The sequence below is a fragment of the Bacillus sp. ISL-57 genome (assembly GCF_018613135.1).
In the GTDB taxonomy this organism is placed as follows: domain Bacteria; phylum Bacillota; class Bacilli; order Bacillales; family DSM-1321; genus Peribacillus; species Peribacillus frigoritolerans.
Genome location: NZ_JAGGQV010000003.1, coordinates 37,502 through 56,250 on the forward strand (window position 1 = coordinate 37,502; position 18,749 = coordinate 56,250).

15 protein-coding genes and 1 pseudogene are annotated in these 18,749 nt (G+C 42.0%); 5 read left to right on the forward strand and 11 right to left on the reverse strand.

Annotated elements, in window-relative coordinates:
• Positions 1 to 44: 44 nt before the first annotated feature.
• From J7I90_RS27280 to J7I90_RS07970, 8 genes and pseudogenes are all read right to left on the reverse strand, one after another.
• Positions 45 to 2,855, reverse strand: coding sequence for a bifunctional metallophosphatase/5'-nucleotidase (locus tag J7I90_RS27280; RefSeq protein ID WP_251025170.1), 2,811 nt, complete (start codon positions 2,853 to 2,855; stop codon positions 45 to 47).
• A 637-nt stretch (positions 2,856 to 3,492) separates the two neighbouring features.
• Positions 3,493 to 4,356 (reverse strand): annotated as a pseudogene (locus J7I90_RS07940) (PhzF family phenazine biosynthesis protein).
• A gap of 208 nt (positions 4,357 to 4,564) precedes the next feature.
• The gene (locus J7I90_RS07945; protein ID WP_214770472.1) at positions 4,565 to 5,977 is read right to left on the reverse strand and encodes a glycoside hydrolase family 18 protein; all 1,413 of its coding nucleotides are present in this window, start codon (positions 5,975 to 5,977) and stop codon (positions 4,565 to 4,567) included.
• Between the two features lie 308 nt (positions 5,978 to 6,285).
• The gene (locus J7I90_RS07950) at positions 6,286 to 6,504 is read right to left on the reverse strand and encodes a hypothetical protein (RefSeq protein ID WP_214770309.1); all 219 of its coding nucleotides are present in this window, start codon (positions 6,502 to 6,504) and stop codon (positions 6,286 to 6,288) included.
• A 56-nt stretch (positions 6,505 to 6,560) separates the two neighbouring features.
• Positions 6,561 to 7,610, reverse strand: a complete 1,050-nt coding sequence (locus J7I90_RS07955; RefSeq protein ID WP_214770312.1) for an LLM class flavin-dependent oxidoreductase — start codon at positions 7,608 to 7,610, stop codon at positions 6,561 to 6,563.
• Between the two features lie 34 nt (positions 7,611 to 7,644).
• Positions 7,645 to 8,700 carry an LLM class flavin-dependent oxidoreductase gene (locus J7I90_RS07960; RefSeq protein ID WP_214770315.1) on the reverse strand — a complete coding sequence of 352 codons (1,056 nt, stop codon included), beginning with the start codon at positions 8,698 to 8,700 and terminating at the stop codon, positions 7,645 to 7,647.
• A gap of 12 nt (positions 8,701 to 8,712) precedes the next feature.
• Positions 8,713 to 10,149 carry a 4-hydroxyphenylacetate 3-hydroxylase family protein gene (locus tag J7I90_RS07965; protein WP_251025172.1) on the reverse strand — a complete coding sequence of 479 codons (1,437 nt, stop codon included), beginning with the start codon at positions 10,147 to 10,149 and terminating at the stop codon, positions 8,713 to 8,715.
• Positions 10,097 to 11,575, reverse strand: a complete 1,479-nt coding sequence (locus J7I90_RS07970; RefSeq protein ID WP_214770318.1) for a 4-hydroxyphenylacetate 3-hydroxylase family protein — start codon at positions 11,573 to 11,575, stop codon at positions 10,097 to 10,099. The genes J7I90_RS07965 and J7I90_RS07970 overlap by 53 nt, the downstream gene beginning before the upstream one ends.
• A 347-nt stretch (positions 11,576 to 11,922) precedes the next feature.
• Between J7I90_RS07970 and J7I90_RS07975 the strand changes: the two genes are divergently transcribed.
• The 3 genes from J7I90_RS07975 to J7I90_RS07985 are packed head-to-tail and all read left to right on the forward strand — an operon-like array spanning position 11,923 to position 14,212.
• Positions 11,923 to 12,762 (forward strand): MetQ/NlpA family ABC transporter substrate-binding protein, encoded by an 840-nt coding sequence (locus J7I90_RS07975; RefSeq protein WP_214770320.1) that lies wholly within the window; start codon positions 11,923 to 11,925, stop codon positions 12,760 to 12,762.
• Positions 12,763 to 12,798: 36 nt separating this feature from the next.
• Positions 12,799 to 13,557, forward strand: coding sequence for a methionine ABC transporter ATP-binding protein (locus J7I90_RS07980; protein WP_214770323.1), 759 nt, complete (start codon positions 12,799 to 12,801; stop codon positions 13,555 to 13,557).
• Complete coding sequence (locus tag J7I90_RS07985) at positions 13,550 to 14,212, forward strand: methionine ABC transporter permease (RefSeq protein WP_214770326.1); 663 nt, start codon at positions 13,550 to 13,552, stop codon at positions 14,210 to 14,212. Before J7I90_RS07980 ends, J7I90_RS07985 begins: the two co-directional genes overlap by 8 nt.
• A 41-nt stretch (positions 14,213 to 14,253) precedes the next feature.
• On the opposite strand, the gene J7I90_RS07990 is transcribed toward J7I90_RS07985, so the two are convergent.
• Positions 14,254 to 14,442: a hypothetical protein gene (locus tag J7I90_RS07990; RefSeq protein ID WP_214770329.1), complete on the reverse strand. Its 189-nt coding sequence runs from the start codon at positions 14,440 to 14,442 to the stop codon at positions 14,254 to 14,256.
• Positions 14,443 to 14,632: 190 nt separating this feature from the next.
• Between J7I90_RS07990 and J7I90_RS07995 the strand changes: the two genes are divergently transcribed.
• On the forward strand, positions 14,633 to 15,382 hold the full coding sequence (locus tag J7I90_RS07995) for a sulfite exporter TauE/SafE family protein (protein ID WP_214770331.1): 750 nt from the start codon (positions 14,633 to 14,635) through the stop codon (positions 15,380 to 15,382).
• Positions 15,383 to 15,476: 94 nt separating this feature from the next.
• Here the strand turns inward: J7I90_RS07995 and J7I90_RS08000 are convergent, their stop codons facing one another.
• Together J7I90_RS08000 and J7I90_RS08005 are read right to left on the reverse strand one after the other, a co-directional pair.
• The gene (locus J7I90_RS08000; protein ID WP_214770333.1) at positions 15,477 to 17,081 is read right to left on the reverse strand and encodes an ABC transporter permease; all 1,605 of its coding nucleotides are present in this window, start codon (positions 17,079 to 17,081) and stop codon (positions 15,477 to 15,479) included.
• The gene (locus tag J7I90_RS08005) at positions 17,081 to 17,998 is read right to left on the reverse strand and encodes an ABC transporter ATP-binding protein (RefSeq protein ID WP_214770336.1); all 918 of its coding nucleotides are present in this window, start codon (positions 17,996 to 17,998) and stop codon (positions 17,081 to 17,083) included. The genes J7I90_RS08000 and J7I90_RS08005 overlap by 1 nt, the downstream gene beginning before the upstream one ends.
• A 154-nt stretch (positions 17,999 to 18,152) precedes the next feature.
• On the opposite strand from J7I90_RS08005, the gene J7I90_RS08010 reads away from it, so the two are divergent.
• Positions 18,153 to 18,740: a TetR/AcrR family transcriptional regulator gene (locus J7I90_RS08010; protein ID WP_095395155.1), complete on the forward strand. Its 588-nt coding sequence runs from the start codon at positions 18,153 to 18,155 to the stop codon at positions 18,738 to 18,740.
• Positions 18,741 to 18,749 lie beyond the last annotated feature (9 nt).

An 18,749-nucleotide genomic window follows, 5' to 3' on the forward strand; every position in this document is an offset into this window, starting at 1 on the left:
CCCTCCAACTTTTTTCATAGGCTCAGCAATCATTTGAATACCGCTTACAGAATGGTTTCGCCATTCACCGTGACACCGCTCAGGCTCATGGTCTTACCGTTAAGTCCCGATAAATCCAAATCACCCTCCACTGTAACCTGTGAAAAAGTAAAATCATCCGGAGGAGTTCCCGTTAATGTAAGATTCCCTTTAACCACTGCATGTTCCAATGAAGCAATATCCGTGATATCCACAACTACATTGCCCTCATGTGTTTTTGGCGCATCAGCCGTTCCGCCAAAGTCTTTAGCCAATACCACAGTCGGGTCTGTAGAGTTTCCGGCCACATCCTTGATGCGTCCTTCGATGCTCGGATCGACAGTTTTCAGCCCGCTGACATAATCACGTAAATTCTCCCAATCGGCGAGGCCGATATCCGTCACTCTTCCTTCTTCATAAGCCTTCTTGAAAACGGTGAAACCATCTCCGCCCTTGGCTGTAAAAGCATTGGTCGCCACGACGTATTCCTTCGCTGCATCCAATTCGGAATATGTTCCATCTTGTCCCAGGACTTCAACCTTTGTGACACGATTGCCTGCTTCCTTCGAACTGTCGTAGCTGAATTTCATTCCCGAAACATGCAGGAAGCCGCCATTTTCCTTAGGAGCCAGGCTTACACTATGCTCTAATGCTTCATTGATTTCTGCACCCGTAAGCTTCATCGTCGCTAACGTATTCCCAAACGGTAAAACGGTGAGGATTTCCCCTAAAGTGATCTCGCCTTGATCGATGCCGGCGCGGATGCCCCCGCCATTTTGGAATGCCATTACCGTATCCTTATTGAATTCCTTCGCTTTACTGAGCATTCCATCCGTAATTAAATTACCCAGCTCCGTTTCATTTTTTCGAACGCTCGGCTTTGTTGCATCTCCTGCATCACGAGGTGTTTCCAAGGCCTTCACAGCTGTTGCACCCGTCTTCGTTTCCTTCAGTTCCTTAATCTTCGAGGAATATGTTTCGAGCACTTTTGCCGCTTCCACATCATCCTGTTTTTCAGAAAGCTTAATCAGCTTGCCTGCTTGTCCGACAATCTTGCCTTGCTTATCGAATTCCACATCGATCGTGCCTAAATAGTCGCTATATTGATACCCTTGAACGATGACAGTTGGCTCTTTCTTTTTCCCTTTATCATCTTGGTCGACAACAATGGGGGCGTCTAACTGCGTATGGCTATGTCCGCCCACAATCACGTCGATGCCCTTGACCTTGGCAGCCAATGTTAAATCATTGTCATAGGCTGCATTGTCGTCGTAACCGATATGGGATACGGCAACGATCTTATTAACACCCATGCCTTTGAACGCCTTGACCGCTTTTTCGGCTTCTTCAAGGTAGTTTTCAAATTCTATACTTCCTGGACTTGAAATATCTTTCGTCTCTTCAGTCGTAAGCCCGAAGAACCCTACCTTCTGGCCATCCACTTGTTTTACGATGCCATTGTATATCTTTCCTTGCTCTGGCTTACTTGAAATCAAATCCGAGAATAGTCCCTTGAATTTATCATCTTTGGAGAAGTCCACATTCGAACTGACAAACGGGAACTTTGCCCCTTTAATGAAGTCAGCCAAAGCTTGATGCCCTTCGGCGCTTGAACCCAAATCAAACTCATGATTCCCGAATGTCATGACATCATATTTCATTAAATTCATGAAGCGCAGATCCGCTTGCCCTTTGAATTCATTAAAATAGAGGGTTCCCGAGAATACGTCACCAGCATCAACCAAAAGGGCTTGCGGTTTACTCTTACGCACTTCCTTAACAGCTGTCACCCTTTTGGCCACATTGTCCAAGTGGGCATGGGTATCATTCGTATGCATCAAGGAAAGCGTGATCGCCTTCGGAGGATTTTTCAACGCTTCTTCAGCAGCAGCGACTTTCTTATCCGCCAATGCTATTTTCGTTTCGAATACCTTTCGGTCCGACTCCTTGATCCCATTTAAATGGATGTCGGCTCTCGCCTTTTTAGCCGCGTTTATCTGTTCTTTCGTATTAAGTTCCCCATTGGCAAGAGCTACATAGGCATTGACCTGCTTTGCCACTTCTTTTTTCTTTTCTGCATATACCGCATCATCATACTTACCTTTCACTTCTTTAACATAGGCGTGTATGCCTTTTCCGAGCTTGGATGTTTTGCTGACCTTCTTCAATTGCGAAGAAACGGTTTGCATCCGCTTGTCCGCGGTCTTTAAATCACCTTTCTTCACCCAGTAAGCAGCTTTTTCATAGTAGTATGGAACTTTCAGGTCACCGTTCAAAACTGTTTTGGTCGCTTTAGTGAATTTATCGTATAGGAGCTTTTCGATTTTCGCTCCGTAAACCGTATCTTTAATATCTTTATCTGCCTTTTTCACGGCTTTATCCAGTGCCTCGTATTGATTCCTGATATCAATGGATTTCTTGGCAAGTATTGAATCCGTAAGGGCGCCAATCGATTTGCCATGAGCAGCTTTAGCTTTCTCAGCCGCTTTATATCCTTTTACATAACCTTCCGAACGAGTGATGTACTTATCATAAGCTTCGATTTCTTTGTATTTGGTATCTTTTTCTTTTTTGCTTAACATTGATTTTTTAATGGTAGAGTTGATGTCTTTTTTTGCTTGTTTTGCAGACTTGATTTGTTTTTCAACCGTGGACACTGAAGCGAGTTTAGAAGTGTAGAAATAGGTATCGAATGGTTTCTTGATGGCGGCCTTGGCCGTTTTGATTTTACCATTCAGGCTAGTGGCAGCATCCGATGGTGCCGGCGCTACTGCTACGATCGTTGTCGCAGCCATGATGGTAGCTGATGCAATTTTTACGATTTTCTTTTTCCCCATTATCGTAATCCCCCCCATTAGTTCTATACTGGAATAACATTCTGCTAACTTATCCATATAATTGACACGCTTTTCCAAAAATTGAATTCCGACAAATTTACTTACCCATACACAAATCCACCCTACTTTTTTCCTCTAAAGATCCGTGTATCTCTTATATTACAACAAAATAATCCAATTTTAAAACAAATTTACAATACAACATCGAATATTAACAGAATATTATCATTATAATCACCCTAAAATACCTAGTAGAAGATAGATGATATATCAATAAAATGATTCAATGGTAAAATAGCACCACACCATTCCGCGACCACCCTTGGTCTTTATACCTAAATTAACCTAAAATAAAAAAGGAGAGAGATTTAACTCTCTCTCCGACTGTAAACAAACCCGGAGAAAAGCGAGATTGCCTGCAGTTTTTCAAAAAAAACTTTTAGTTGTTTCAGCAAACCGCTCCTTTTCTGCCGACTGGCTGCCAAACCACATCAAAGCAAGCGTCTCCGGGGTCTCGGCAAGCCAGCAGGAGTGCCGCAAATTTCTTCAATCCATTATGGGGTACTGTAAAAAAACATTAAGGATATTCTAGTCTTCTTTTAAAATTATGGTTCGGGATGAAACCTTCCTTTATTATCTAGATGGTTAAGTTCCCTTCGAATATTGTGACTGCATGCCCGGAAAGTTTAACTGTGTCTTCCGTTACTTCAACCTTCAATAGTCCTCCTCTTTCCGATGCCTGATGGGCTATAAAAATACTTTTGTCCAGCTTGCTATTCCAATAGGGTCCCAGACAGCAGTGGGCCGAGCCCGTTACTTGATCTTCGTCAAGGCCTTGGGCAGGGGAAAAGAAACGTGAAACGAAATCATATTCACTGCTATCCGATTGACTCGTTACAATGACGCCCCGAACCGGCAATTGGGCAACGGAGTCTATATCCGGCTTTAAATTCCTTACGATTTCCTCTGATTGAACTTCGACTAGAAGATCCCATTTGTTTTGCCCAACATACGCAGGCACAACTCCTAAAGCTTTTATCAGTTAATCAGGGGCAGTGGTCTCCTTCTCCCTTAATGACGGAAATTCCAACTGAGCCATTCCATCAACGAATTTTGCAGTGAGAAGCCCGCTTTTCGTCTGATAGGCAACCGGCTGATTCCTTGGCACGTATCCCTTATCCCATAAAAAGAAAGAGCTTGCCAGCGTCCCATGTCCACAAATCGGGATTTCAATGAAAGGTGTGAACCATCGCAGCTTCCATTCACCATTATGAGGTTGAATAAAAGCGGTAACAGGCATATTAATCTCTTTAGCTATTCTCTGCATCCACTCGCTGTCACTTTCCCCGGTAAGAAGGCAGACTGCAGCAGGGTTTCCTTTAAAAGGTTGATCTGTAAACGTATTAATGATGGTTAATTCCATTAAATGTTCCTCCGGTAAGTAATATTCTAGTCTCCTAATTCCACAATGAGGAGCCCTTTTCCTTTTTTGAAGAACCATTCCCTTGTTTTTTAAAGAGTTCTCATTAAAGTGAAAAGGACCACCTTATGGCGTCCTCGATTAAGTCCCTTTATCGACTCAGGTTCCTCGATTTTAAACGTTGTTATAAAAAACCCTGTAATTCTTGTAGAGCATTTCGAAATCACTAAAATAGACAGCTTTATAAAAAAAGCTGCCCATCACTATATCAATTATGTGACAAAACCCCCTACAGTTTCCTTACAATAAATGTATCCCCAAGCAGTTCCCAATTCTGGGGGAACGGATAACCAAGTACCCAATAACTGAGACCCCTTGACCTGTAAATCTTCACCAGGTCGAATTTAGCTTTAGCACTGCGTGCATCCTCAAACCAAACTTCATGTGAGCGTCCCTGATCATCTTTGTACCTATAATAAGGTGTTTGGGCTGTCTCGTCATATTTTATTTCTGCATTATATTGTACGGCGCGCCTGATGGCTTCCTGCATGTCGAAAGTCTCTGCTTCCTGCCCCTCTTCATGGGGAAAAAGCCAGTCCCGTGCATAAATTTGAAATCCTATGAAGATTTTATTTGTTGGTATCACCGTTACGGCATAGTCAAGGACACGTTTTATTTCATTAATGGGGGAGATTGCCTGCGGCGGCCCCTTTCGGTAACCCCATTCATATGTCATCAGCACCACGAAGTCGAGCAGCCGTCCGTGAACTGGATAATCATGTGCCTCAACTAATGGACCCTTTTGATTGGCGCTAGTTTTTGGGGCTAGGGAGGATGACACAAAGTAGCCTTCAGGATGCAACCGATCCACTGCTCTTTGGAGAAAGCGATTATAGAAATCACGATCCTCTGGTGCTACACTTTCAAAATCGATATTCAATCCACGGTACCCTTTATCTTTCATCGTTTTTATGACGTTGGTCAATAATGTTTCCACTAAATTCAAATCAGAAAGTATCGTATGGGCAAGCTGAGTTCCAGCTTCCGTCGCGGAAAAATTCGTTATGCACATCATGGGTATGACGCCAGTCGACTGTGCCGCCCGGATCGTCGGGATGTCATCTATGACTTCTAAGCTGCCATCTTGCCTCATTCTATAACCAAATGGACTTACGTAGGTCAAATCGTGGGCTACTTCACGTACCTGCTCCGCACCGGCTTGCCCGTAAACGTTTGTAAAACCATTTACTTCAATGATGGGTTTTGGTTTCTGTGGAATCCTTATTATCCTTCCGATATGGATAGTGGACGGATCTGTAATCCTGTTCATCTGCATAATGGCCTGAACTGTCGTTCCATAACGTCTCGCTATATCATAAAGGGTATCTCGTTCCCTTACGGTATGATAAATAACCGGGATGGTTAGTCTCTGCCCTGGATAGATAGCGGAAGGATTTGTGATGGTATTCGATTGCATGATTTCCTGTACCGTAATTCCAAACTGATTTGCGATATTATTTAGAGTATCCCCTTGCTGAACCCTGTACTGAAGATAAGGTTCAGGAATCAAAAGAGCTAGGCCAATCACCAGCTTATCTGGATTTTCAAGGCCATTGACCCGAACAATTCGGTTGGTACTGACACCATATTGCTGGGAAATTCCCCACAAAGAATCCCCCCTATTCACCACATGGATTTTCACATGCACTGCCCCGCTTTCCTTCAAAATATTCCCTTCATTTTATTCCCTGGATAGCCCTAATATGTTTTTTTGCGTTCAACATTCCAGTATTCTTAGTTTTTGGTAAACAAATCCCCCAAAGACAGGGGCATTGCCAAAACCGTACCTATAACGGTGACCAAGTAGAAGCTGGGTCCATTCTATTAGTACGACAAAGAGCTGTTACATGCAAAATTGGTGATCATTAATTGGGTAATTGAGAGGTAGGCGCTGCAAACCATGCGAAATACCGGGGATGCTTAATTTATTTTGGAATCTGCTTAGACCTATTACAATGAGGAAAAATAAATGAATAATTTTTGGCTATATAATAATGATTTGATTTCGGAAAACCGCTCCCTTTCCGCCGACTGTCTGCAAAGCCTCATCAAAATAAGTGCCTGCGGTGTCTCGGCTAGCCAGTTATTCGGCAGGAGTATCGCAAATTTCTTCAATCCAATGAAAAAGACCACCTTATAGCGGTCTTTTTGATTTCTATATTTCCCCATTCATCCAGGTTTCAATATGGCATCCTCGATTAAACTTCTGAATTCCTTGTACATATTTATTTCTTTATGAACTCTGATTCCAAACGATTGTTAACGTTGTTATAAAAATCCGGTAATTCCTCAAGTGCATTTCGAAAAGTTAATAGGATCTTATCAATTCCAATTGCTTGAAGTTCCTGAATTTTATTTACAACTGATTCGTAACTGCCAATCAACCCTGTCCTGAATCCTTCATTATTAGCAACAAAATCACTAATAGAGGATGCATTTTTCCACATTCCTTTCGTATCTTTACGGTTTTTGAACTGTGCTATCGCAGTATCATCTGCATGTTCGATAATATACCGATATTCGCTTCTTGCCTCCTCATCCGTTTTTCTGGCAATGACAAAAGCATTAACAGCAAATTTCACTTCACGACCATGATTTTGTGCTACAGCATTTACATAATTCATTTGTTCTTTCAACTCTTCTATGGAAGCTCCATTCATAAAGTAATAATCGGATAATTCCCCGGCCATCTCTTGGGAATCTTGGGAATTACCGCCTTGATAGATTGCTGGATATGGTTTTTGAATCGGTTTCGGTGCCAATATTGCATTCTTTATTTGATAATAATCCCCTTGAAAAGAAAAATTATCAGTCGTCCACAATCCTTTTAAAACCTCTAGGTATTCCCTTGAACGTTTATACCGCTCTTCATGCTTAATCCATTCTATCCCAAACATTTCTTGCTCTTCTTTAAACCAACCGCTGACCAAATTTATGTGGAATCTCCCGTTTGATATAATGTCGATGCTTGAACTTACTTTTGCGAGGGTTGCAGGGTGAATGAAGCCCGGTAAAACCGCAGCAATAAAATGAACGTTTTCGGTATCCCCTGCCAAAGCGGTAATTACTGATAAGGGATCAAGTTGACCTCTATCCGTCGAGCTACCTCCAATACTGCCAACATAGCGAATGGCATAAAGGATGGAATCCACTTGTAGCTGGTCTGCCATTTTTGCGAGTTTACGATTATATTCCATACTTCCATCCGTATTTTGTTCTACGTTTGCCCGCAAGAAACCACCTGATAAATTAGCCCCCCAGATTGAAAATTTCATATCCTTCCCTCCTTAGTTTTCAGTAACTTCCTGCTCATAAAACCTTTTCTCCAAATAATGGCCGTACTGCTTGCCCAAATCTTTCTGCCTCCTCTAAATGAGGAAAACCGGATAGGATAAAATGCTTGACGCCAATATCGATATATTCTTGCAGGCCTTCCCTTACTTGTTCAGGGGTGCCTACAATGGCTGTACCTGCTCCTTTCCTGATTTTCCCGATTCCCGACCAACCATATCTTCCAAAACGCTCATTGTTCCTTGTTAATTCATTCATCCGTTTTTGGGCCACTGAATCCGTCGTTTCATAGTAATGATTCATATTACTCAGAGTTTCCCTGTCAGCCTTACTTATTATTTTTGCGGCTGCCTCCCATGCTTCACTTTCCTCATCCCGAACGACCACATGAATCCTGACACCATATTCCAATTGCCTTCCATACTTCTTCGCCCTTTGTTTGACATCATTGATTTGTTGTTCAATTTGCTGGGCTGGTTCTCCCCATTGCAAATAAACATCGGCAGATTTCGCTGCAATTTCCTTTGCTGCATCAGATGAACCTCCAAAATAAATCGGAATATTTGGACTTTGGTGAATGCTTGGATTCAATACTCCATCACTGATCGTAAAATATTCTCCTATATGATTAACCTTCTCTTCCGTCCATGATTTTTGTATGACTTCAAGGAATTCACCTGTTCTGGCATATCGCTCATTATGCTCAACGAAGTCACCATCCTGCCCCAATTCTTTTGCCGAACCTCCAGTCACTACATTGACAAGCATTCTCCCTTCCGAGAATTGATCAAGGGTCGCGGCCATTTTAGCCGCAACCGTCGGAGCGATGAATCCTGGGCGAAAAGCGATTAACGGCTTAATTATTCTCGTATGATGAATGATGGCCGAACCCACTATCCATGAGTCTAGATAAGGTATGCCCGTAGGAATTAATATCCCTTCAAAACCGGCCTTTTCAGCTGCTTTCGCAACGCTTATTATATAATCCAAAGTAGGCTTCCTCTGCGGCTCGTTTAGGCCTAAGTATTCACCATCACCATTTGTAGGTACATACCAGTAAAAATGCACAGACATTATAGGACCCCCTTATTTTAAAACCTCATAAGCATAATCAACGAGTTCTTGCTTATTTTTATAATTATTGTACTGGGCTGCATACGTTCTGACAGGATCGCCGGAATAAAATCTCTCATATAATTCATGTCTTGATGCAAGCGGGCTCCCCAATAGATCCCACGTTAATTTAATTAATCGTGTCCTATCTTCTGCAGATGTCTCTGTACCCTGGTAATATTCTTTTAACAAAGGACCTATGGGACCTTCCAATTCTTTTATGCTGGATGGGACCTGCAATAGCCCCCCTGCCCCAATCTGCTGGAGGATTTCCAACGCTCTTGGGTAGAATCGAGTTCCCAGATTCCTTGCTGTCGCTAAGAAATCTTGATTAGGAAGCAGGATGCCGTTATACATTTTTGCTTTATATTCTGAAGCGAGCAGTAATGCTTTAATGGTTTCTAGCTGTATGATCAATTCTGCAAGCTTCTCTTTCACATGCAGAAATTGTGTTGCCCCAGCCGTTTCCGCTAATTCGTTCCCGATTGCTACGACACTTTCCAGTTTGCTGACCAGTCTCACTACTGTTTGATGCTGGCTAAGCAGTGATGAAGGGGCATCACAACGAAGCTTCCATGCAAATTCCGGATCCTCATGAACCAGCACTCGCTCCCAAGGGATGAATACATCATCAAAAATCAGGACTGCATCCATTTCGTCAAAACGTGCACTTAACGGGTGATCCTCCTCCCGTTTATCGGCAAATGACTCCCTGCAAACAATATGCAAGCCTTTGGCATTGACAGGCACAAAGAAAACATTGGCGAATTCACGTTCATTTTCTCCTTTCTTGTGATAGGAAAAGATTAAAATTTCATCAACATATGGAGCTGCTGTCGCAATCATTTTCGCACCGCGAACATAGATCCCTTCACTATCTTTACGGCTGATATGTAAAATCCCCGGTTTCTTTTCCCCTGCTGTTTTTGAACGATCCTTTTGTGGATCATGCCCTGCTACTGTTGACAATAAATCAAGATTACGGGATTGATAGTAATAGCTTTCTATTTTTTCAGAAAAACCTGGATGTACATCTTCATACTCTGAACGGTTTGCAAACCAACCAGTAAATATGGAACGGGAATATTCAGATAGACGGCTCATGACTCCAAAAGTCTGATCGGCCCAATGCTGGTACGCCAAACGTTTTTTTTCCAGATCCTTATGTGTCCTGGGAACGAGAAATGATAGGTTCGCATCAAGTCCTTCCTCCGTTTGGTATGTCAGCAAGGATTTACTGTCTGCTTTTGTTTGTAAATCCAACAATGATTGTATCGTATGGACCGTTCCCTTAAATGCAGGGTGTTCGTCTAAGTTTTTGACAATATCCCCATCTAGCCAAATATTTCTGCCATCATTAAGTCGTTGAAGATAGCGATTGTTTTCGATCATCACGATTCCCCTTTCCATTTACCCCCTCCAAAAAATGGTGGAGTTTTCGTTTTAATGGCTCTTTATCATAGGTTTCATACTGCAAAGCGAAGGTTCGAATGGGATCGCCGGTATACAGCCTTTCATACAGATCATGCCTCGATCCCAGTGTGCTTCCAATCAGTTCCCATCCTATTTGAAATAAAGAAGTTTTAGTGACGGCATCAACATTCGCTCCTCTAAAATACTTTTCTAATAATGGAATGAGATCGTTGCTGTCCTCTATCGTTGTTGAAGGGAGCTGGATAAAACCGCCCGCCCCGATTTGTTTTAAAATCTCAATCGCTCTTGGATAATGGCGGGTTCCAAGATTTCGTGCCGTTTGCAAAGGTACGAGAGCAGGCAGATAAACGCCCTTTTCGTTATGTGAACCTTGAACCTCTGAAGCAATAAGCAACGCTTCTATACTATCGATTTGGGTATATAGTTCACCAAGCTTTTCCTTCACTTGTAAGAACTGATCAACACCAATCGATTGAGCGATAGCCGTAGCCACCCCCGTTACGAATTGAAGCTTCGTAAGCAAGCGAACGACCGTCTGATGATGGGCGAGACAGTTTAATTGCTGGTGCCGCTGAGCTTCAAACACTCCTTCTACGGATCCCCTAATCATTACGCGTTCCCACGGAATCAACACATCATCAAAAATTAAAACAGCGTCCATTTCATCAAATTGTGCACTTAATGGATGTTTCTTTTGGTCTTTTGAAGCGAATGATTCACGACAGACAATTTGCAGGCCAGGAAGATTCAAAGGGATAATGCACATATTGGCATGCTCCGTTTTATCAGGAGTCAGCTTTTGATGCGGCATGATGATGACATCATGTGCATACGGGGAAGCGGTAGCTATCATTTTAGCCCCTCTAACAACGATTCCTTCTTCCGTTTCCCTTATGACTTTCAATAAAGCATCTTCCTGTTCATCACTTGGCTTGGACCGATCGATCTGAGGATCAAGAATGGCCTGGATCACAATACGCCGTTCATCCCTAGCCTGTTCATAGTATGCAGTGATTTTTTCGGAAAATCCTGAATCATACTGGTTAAAGAAATCCCTATCAATGAAATATGCTGTGACCATCGAATTCGCATAGTCGGATAATCGGCTCATCACTCCGTAGGTTTTCCGCGACCATAACTCAAAAGCCTTTCTTCTTGAAATCAGTTCTTCCAAATCTTTAGGAATGAGAAAAGATTTATGAACATATTCCTTTGTTTTTGGACTTTCATACCCGACAATCTTTTGTTCTTCAGGTGAATCCAGCATTTCCAACAAATTTGTTAAAGTTTTCAAAGTGCCTGTGAAAGCCTGATGGGCATATAGATCGTCTATTTTCTTTCCATCAAGCCAAACATTTCTTCCATCTTTCAAACTTTCGGCAAGCCGGCTTCTCTTATTCATTAAGTTCCCAACTCCTCCCTGGAAAACACAAAAGCCCTTGAAGGAGTATGAAACTGACTCCTAACAAGGGCTCTCGGTTGTCCGATAAGCTATTTTTTTATGTTCACTATCATAATCCGATAAATTCAATTGGTCAAGTGTGTTTTTTGGTTCCCACCCATAAATATCCATAAAAATTAACACTTGATAAATTATCCATACTCTTGTTATAGTTTAATTATTCCAATTGGAAAACTATACTATGCAAGCCTACCGGATAACCGGCGGCATGAACAAAACTTGTTCATGCTTTTTTTTATTCCTAAAAAAAGAATGAACCCTATACAAAAAAAGAAAAGAGGAATTCCATGAGAAATTCATTTCTGTTCATCATCATGTCTCTATTATTCGTCATGTTGCTTTCAGCTTGCAACAGCAACGGCAGTGAAAAAGCAGCGAGTGAGGGTGAAGCTAAGAAAGAAATTATTTTCGGCTTCACTCCAGGTCCTTATAGTGACCAAGTGAAAAAAGGCATAGAACCTTATTTGAAAAATAAAGGATATGCCGTTAAATACGTGGAAATCAGTGACCCAAACCAACCAAACTTTGCTTTGGCCGAAGGCTCCATCGATGTAAATGTATTTCAGCATACTGCTTTTTTCAAGAATTTCATCAATGAAAATAAACTGGAGCTTACCGAAACCATTAAAGTCCCCACAGCACCTATGGGCTTATATTCCGATAAGCATGACAGCAAGGATGAATTGAAGGATGGGCAAAAGGTGGCAATCCCGAATGATCCAGCTAACGTGGCAAGAGCATTAAGAATGCTTGAACAAATAGGGTGGCTTCAATTTAAAAAAGGATACGATCCCTTGACTGTCTCCAAAAAAGATATCATCGATCAAAAAGTGAACTTTTCATTTGTTGAGGTGGAACAGGCTCAAGTTCCCCGAATCTTACCTGATGTAGATTATGCGGTAGCCAATGGGTATACCATCTTGGTATCCGACCGGAAACTATCTTCTGCCCTTTATTTAGAGGATCCCCCATTTGAATATCAAAATTTTGTGGCAGTAAGAACCGAAGATAAGAACAAACGATTCGTGAAGGAAATCATTAACGCCTACCACTCCCCTGAATTTCAAAAAGCGATTGAAAGCAATACAGAATTTGAAGGATTTCACCGACCTGATTATTTTAAATGAATGGATATAAACGCTTTAAGATTGGGAGGTTCGAGAATGATAACATTTAAAAATGCAGGTAAAACATTTACTGTAAAAAACGAATTATTCACTGCCGTTTCCAATGTAAATCTGGATATTAAGGAGAATGAAATATATGGGATCATCGGTTTTAGCGGTGCAGGTAAATCGACTTTACTGCGCATGGGTAACCTATTAGAAAAGCCTACGGAAGGTACGATAGCAATAAATGATTCTATCCTTAGTGATTTATCTGGCAAACGGCTTCGAGAAGCACGCAACAAAATCGGGATGATATTTCAACATTTCAACCTCTTGGCAAATCGAACGGTACAAGGAAATGTTAGCCTCGCATTGGAACTTGCCAATGTACCAAAACATGAGCGAGCCAAAATTATAGCTGAATCCCTGCAAATCGTTGATTTATCTGATAAAGCCAATCATTATCCCGCGCAGCTCTCTGGCGGACAAAAGCAAAGAGTCGCTATCGCCCGTGCCATAAGCACAAGACCTAATGTATTGCTATGTGATGAGCCCACCTCTTCACTTGATCCGCAAACCACTCAATCCATCCTGGCCTATCTAAAAAAAATAAACGAAACCTATGGTGTGACCATCCTGATCGTGACTCATGAAATGGATGTAATTCGAAGGTTAGCAAATAGGGTGGCGGTCATGGAAAAGGGGAGAATCATGGAGGAATTGAACTTAGCGGATAATAGAACCATACCTACAACGAAAATCGGTAAAATTCTATTAAAACATGAATCTGAAGAGGTGAAGGTAAGTGTTTGATAATATCATTTCCTTACTTCCTGAAATTTATTTAGGTGCAGGCCAAACATTTTTAATGGTGGGAATAGCGATATTGGCAGCTATCTTATTGGGCCTCCCACTTGGTTTCATTACATTTTTAACTTCAAAGGAGCAATTACTCGAACAGACTATCTTAAATAACGTTTTAAACGCAATGATCAACACGGTCCGTTCCTTCCCATTCATCATTTTACTCATTGCTCTTATTCCATTTACAAGAACGATATTGGGAACTTCTGTAGGACCGCTGGCCGCCTCCATCCCATTATCGATAGCTGCAATTCCTTTTTTAGCTCGGCTTGTTGAACAATCTTTACGTGAGGTGCCAAAGGGAACAATTGAGGCAGCTGTTGCTATGGGTGGATCCCCCTTCCAGATCATTTTCAAAGTATTATTATTAGAAGCGCGTTCCGGTCTCCTGTTAGGACTAACTGTTACTGCCGTTTCTTTCATATCCTACTCGGCTATTGCCGGGGTCGTGGGCGGCGGGGGAATTGGCGACTTGGCCATTCGTTATGGATACTACCGTTTTCAGACTGACATCATGATAACAACCGTATTCCTTCTCATCATCATTGTTCAATCCGTCCAATTCGCCGGAAATTACCTTTCTGCTAAGCTTGATAAAAGGTGAACGCATTCATAGCCTTTCCTGGTGAGAAATCCAATGAAAGGCTATGACTCTTTCTTTAAATCTGCTTGTATGGAAAAAGCCTCCCTAAAAAGTATTGCCCGTAACATATTTTCCACAAACCACCCTTGGTTATCTTTATTAATCTGCAAAACAACCTTCACATCAAATTCAATTAAAGAGAATGTTTTTCTATCTTTATCACCACACAACACCACAAGGTGCACACCCACATTTTACCTCATTTCAGACTCCTAAGCGACGGAAATTAATCCTCGTACCTCTCAAAAGGTGAGCTAAACGCATTACAAAGAGTAATAAAGGCCTTGAATCACCTGTTTTAAATCATAGTTACCTCGACCAAATGAAATTTTGATATGATATAATTATAGAAGATTTATTGTGCTTTTAGGAGGTGAAAGAATGACGATCAGCAGCATCATATTGGTGGTGGCGGCAGTCTTTATCGGCGCCTTGATGCGGACGATGTTCGGGTTCGGTGAAGCGATTGTCAGCATGCCTCTGCTTGCCTTACTTCACATTCCGCTTAATACTTCGGTTTCCCTGATTGGATTGGCTGGTCTTACCGTCGCTTCACTAACCGTCGTTAGCGGATGGCGGCATATCGAACGCTCCGCATTAATCAGACTGGCAGCTTCAACGGTCATTGGCATACCAGCCGGCCTGGCTTTGCTCCATTACGCACCTTCTTTGATCATCACTTCTGCACTCGGTGTTTTTTTGATTGCATATGGAGGATATTCTCTTCTAAAGCAAAAACTTTTTCAGACTGTGGATAAACCATTACTTAACTCGAAGGGCTGGGTATGGCCGTTCGGTTTTGCCTCTGGTGCCCTTGGCAGCGCCTATAACCTTAACGGGGTGCCGGTCGTCGTCTATGGAACTTTGCGAAGATGGGACCCAGAGCGATTCCGCGGAACATTGCAAGCCCATTTCCTGATATCCGGAATCCTGGTCGTGACAGGTCATGCGCTAGGCGGACTTTGGACAGCCGATTCACTTATTCTTTACGCTTATTCCATTCCAGCCATATTACTTGCGACAGGTCTCGGAATCTTCATGAATAAGCGAATTCCCGCGAAGAAATTCGAAAGTTATTTATTCTTCATCATCATTGCACTAGGTGTACTATTATTGATTCCCCATGACTGATAACCAATAAAAGCCTGATTTCCCTTTGAAACAAAGGAATCATGCTTTAGTCAGAAGACAATTTGGCAATAATAATAGAATCATAGTCGAACCATCAACCGCGGATATCCCGTTTGTTATATCCGAAAAAGCCTGCAGCCAATAATAAGATAGCTATGATTGTAAGCATGGATACTTTCATGAAGTCCATATCTTCAACAGGAAGCTTCGGAATATGGCCAAATGGCGTTAGTTTTCCCATCCATTCCGGGAATTGAAGCATTCCGCCTAAATAAACGACTAAGATTGAGTAGGTCAAGTAAAGCCAAGTCAAGCCGGATAATTTTGGTGCATATCCAATAAACAGCACGGCAATACCAATCATGATCCACATCGCAGGCAGGTAGACCATCGCTGCACTGAATATAGTGCCGAAAGCAACCCCTTCATCCATCACTGAATTCCCGACGACCCAAAGGCCGATGTCAGCAAGCGCAAGCATTAGAAAACCGCCAATGACGGAGATGATAAGATAGCTGCCCATAAGCCTTGTACGGGATACAGCACGGCTCAATAAATGTTCAGTATGGTTCTTTTTTTCTTCCCCTTTAAGCTTTAACATCGCCATTAGAGGCGGGATGGTGCATATCATGGCGATGACTGACATCAACATTGTCAAGAATTGTTCTGTCAGCGAATAGCCTTTCACTGGCGTCAATAGTTCGGCCATCATTTCATTTTTTGTAAAAAAGGATTCCAAATCACCTAAAACGGAACCGTAAGATGCACCCAAAATGAACATCCCGGCTGCCCAGGCGATCAATCCTGTACGCTGCAGCCTTAGCGCGAGCCCCAGCGGACTTTTTAAAAACGATGAAGCATATTTCCGGCCGGGCCTAGCCGGAATGAATCCAGCTTCCAAATCACGGATGGCATTCAAATATAGGGATAAGGCAACCAAAATGATTGCCGCACCGATCGTAAGGATGATTGGCCACCAATAATTATTCACATATACTTCTGAACTTAACACCCAACCCAATGGTGAAAACAAGGAAAGTGTTTCATTGCTGACATCCCCTATCGCCCGAATAAGATAGGAGAGAAGCAATATAGTGATGGAGTAACCGATCGTACCTCGAGCACTCTCGGTAAGCTGGGCAAATAATGCCGTTATTGCCGAGAAGAAAATACCGGTTGCCCCTAAAGCAGCTCCATACATAAGGGAACCTTCCAAATCCATGCTTTCTATCCCCAGAGCATACAATCCGAAACCCATTATTAACGCAATCAATGCATTCGTTCCAAACGATACGGAAATGGTTGCATATAAATTAGCCAATCGTCCAGCCGGCAAAGAACGGATCATTTCGATACGGCCGTCCTCTTCATCTGCGCGTGTATGGCGTGTAACGAGTAAAATACTCATTATTCCCACGGCCATAGCGGTTAACAGTAACATTTGATGCGCCATCATCGCTCCGTTTGTATAGTCATCCAGGCCATAACCTTTCCCCACCATCGCTGTCATTGCAGGGTTCTTCATCGTTTCTGCAATGGTTTGCCTTTCTAGCCCAGTCGGGTACAGATCGGTGAATGCCATCGCAACCATAAAGGAAAGCACGGATAAGGAAATGATCCAAACAGGTATCCGAATCCGATCCTGCCGTACGATGAATCGGGAGAGTCTTCCAGTATTATGATAGGACTGGTTCGCCATTATAACGCACCTCCCGCACCAGAATCACAAGTATTCCTTACACCTTCATAATGGCTCATGAATAAATCTTCCAATGTAGGCGGCGCGCTTTCCAATTTCACAATGCCAAACTGGCTTATATACTTCATGACATTATCCAATTCACCTGTATCCACTTGAAATGAAAGTGCCTGGTCTTTCATCACGATATCCCGAACACCGTTTACATTCCCTAAAGCAGGGATAGGCTGCTTCGTTTCGACAAGCAAGCTTGTTCTCGTTAAATGACGTAACTCATCCAATGTTCCCGTTTCAATGATTTGCCCTTGCCGAATGATGCCCACTCTATCGCATAACCTTTCCACTTCAGAAAGAATGTGGCTGGAAAGCAATATACTTTTTCCTTCATTTTTCGCGTCCATCACACATTCCTGGAAAACCCTTTCCATCAATGGATCTAGACCTGATGTTGGTTCATCCAATATATAAAGGTCGGCATCAGATGAGAAAGCAGCAATCAAAGCAACCTTTTGCCTGTTACCCTTTGAATATGTTCCACATTTCTTGGAGGGATCCAGATCGAATTTTTTTATTAGTTCTTCGCGTCTGCTTTTATTGTTCGTCCCGCGCAATTCAACAAATAGATCAATAACTTCCCCGCCTGTTAAGTTGGGCCATAGGTTCACATCTCCCGGTACATACGCGATTCGCTTGTGAATTTCAACCGCATCTTTCCATGCATCCCTGCCAAAAATCTTCGCTTCCCCATCCGTGGCCTTTAAAATCCCGAGCAGCACACGGATCGTTGTTGATTTTCCAGCACCATTGGGACCGATGAACCCAAATACCTCCCCTTTATTCACTTCAATGTTCACACCATTTAAAGCAGTGAACTTTCCAAACTTTTTCGTTAGATTAGTTGTTTTCAATACTGACATTCCTTATCCACCTCTTCCTCATTGAAAAAAATATGAAATATCTTAACTGATTTAGTTCATAATATACATAAGAAGAATTCCTGACAATAGTTTATGAACTAATTTTATTGTTCTATTACATATTTTTAATTAAACTTAGGTTGAGGTGAAACAAATGGACGGATTTCAACGACGCAGGGAACAAAAAAAATTGAATATATTAGAGGCTGCCTTAGCTTTATTCATGGAGTATGGTGTCCAAAAGATTTCGATTGGGGAAATAGCAAAAAAAGCAAATGTATCTCAAGTAACGATATATAATTACTTCGAAAGCAAACATAATCTAATTCATGAGGTTTTTGTTTATTATACAGATAAGGCCTTGGATGAATTTGAACAAATACTGGCCAGCAACATCGCCTTCCCTGAAAAAATAAAACAGCTCATGTTCACGAAGAATGAAACAGCCAAACAAATTCATGAAGATTTTTATCAATATTTAATGAAGGAATATACTTCCGGAATCAATTATATGGAAAAAATATATACAGAAAAGGCCCTGCCCCGCTTTATCGATCTGTTTAACCAGGGGAAGGAACAAGGATATGTTGATCCGAACTTATCTAATGAAGCGATTTTATTTTATATAAAGGCAATGAATGAATATATCCAACGGGAAGAGGTTTATCAAAGCATCCTGCCTTTGACTGAGGATATTATGAAGATTTTGTTTTATGGGATTGTTGGGGAAAAAGAGAAATGAATTTAAGAA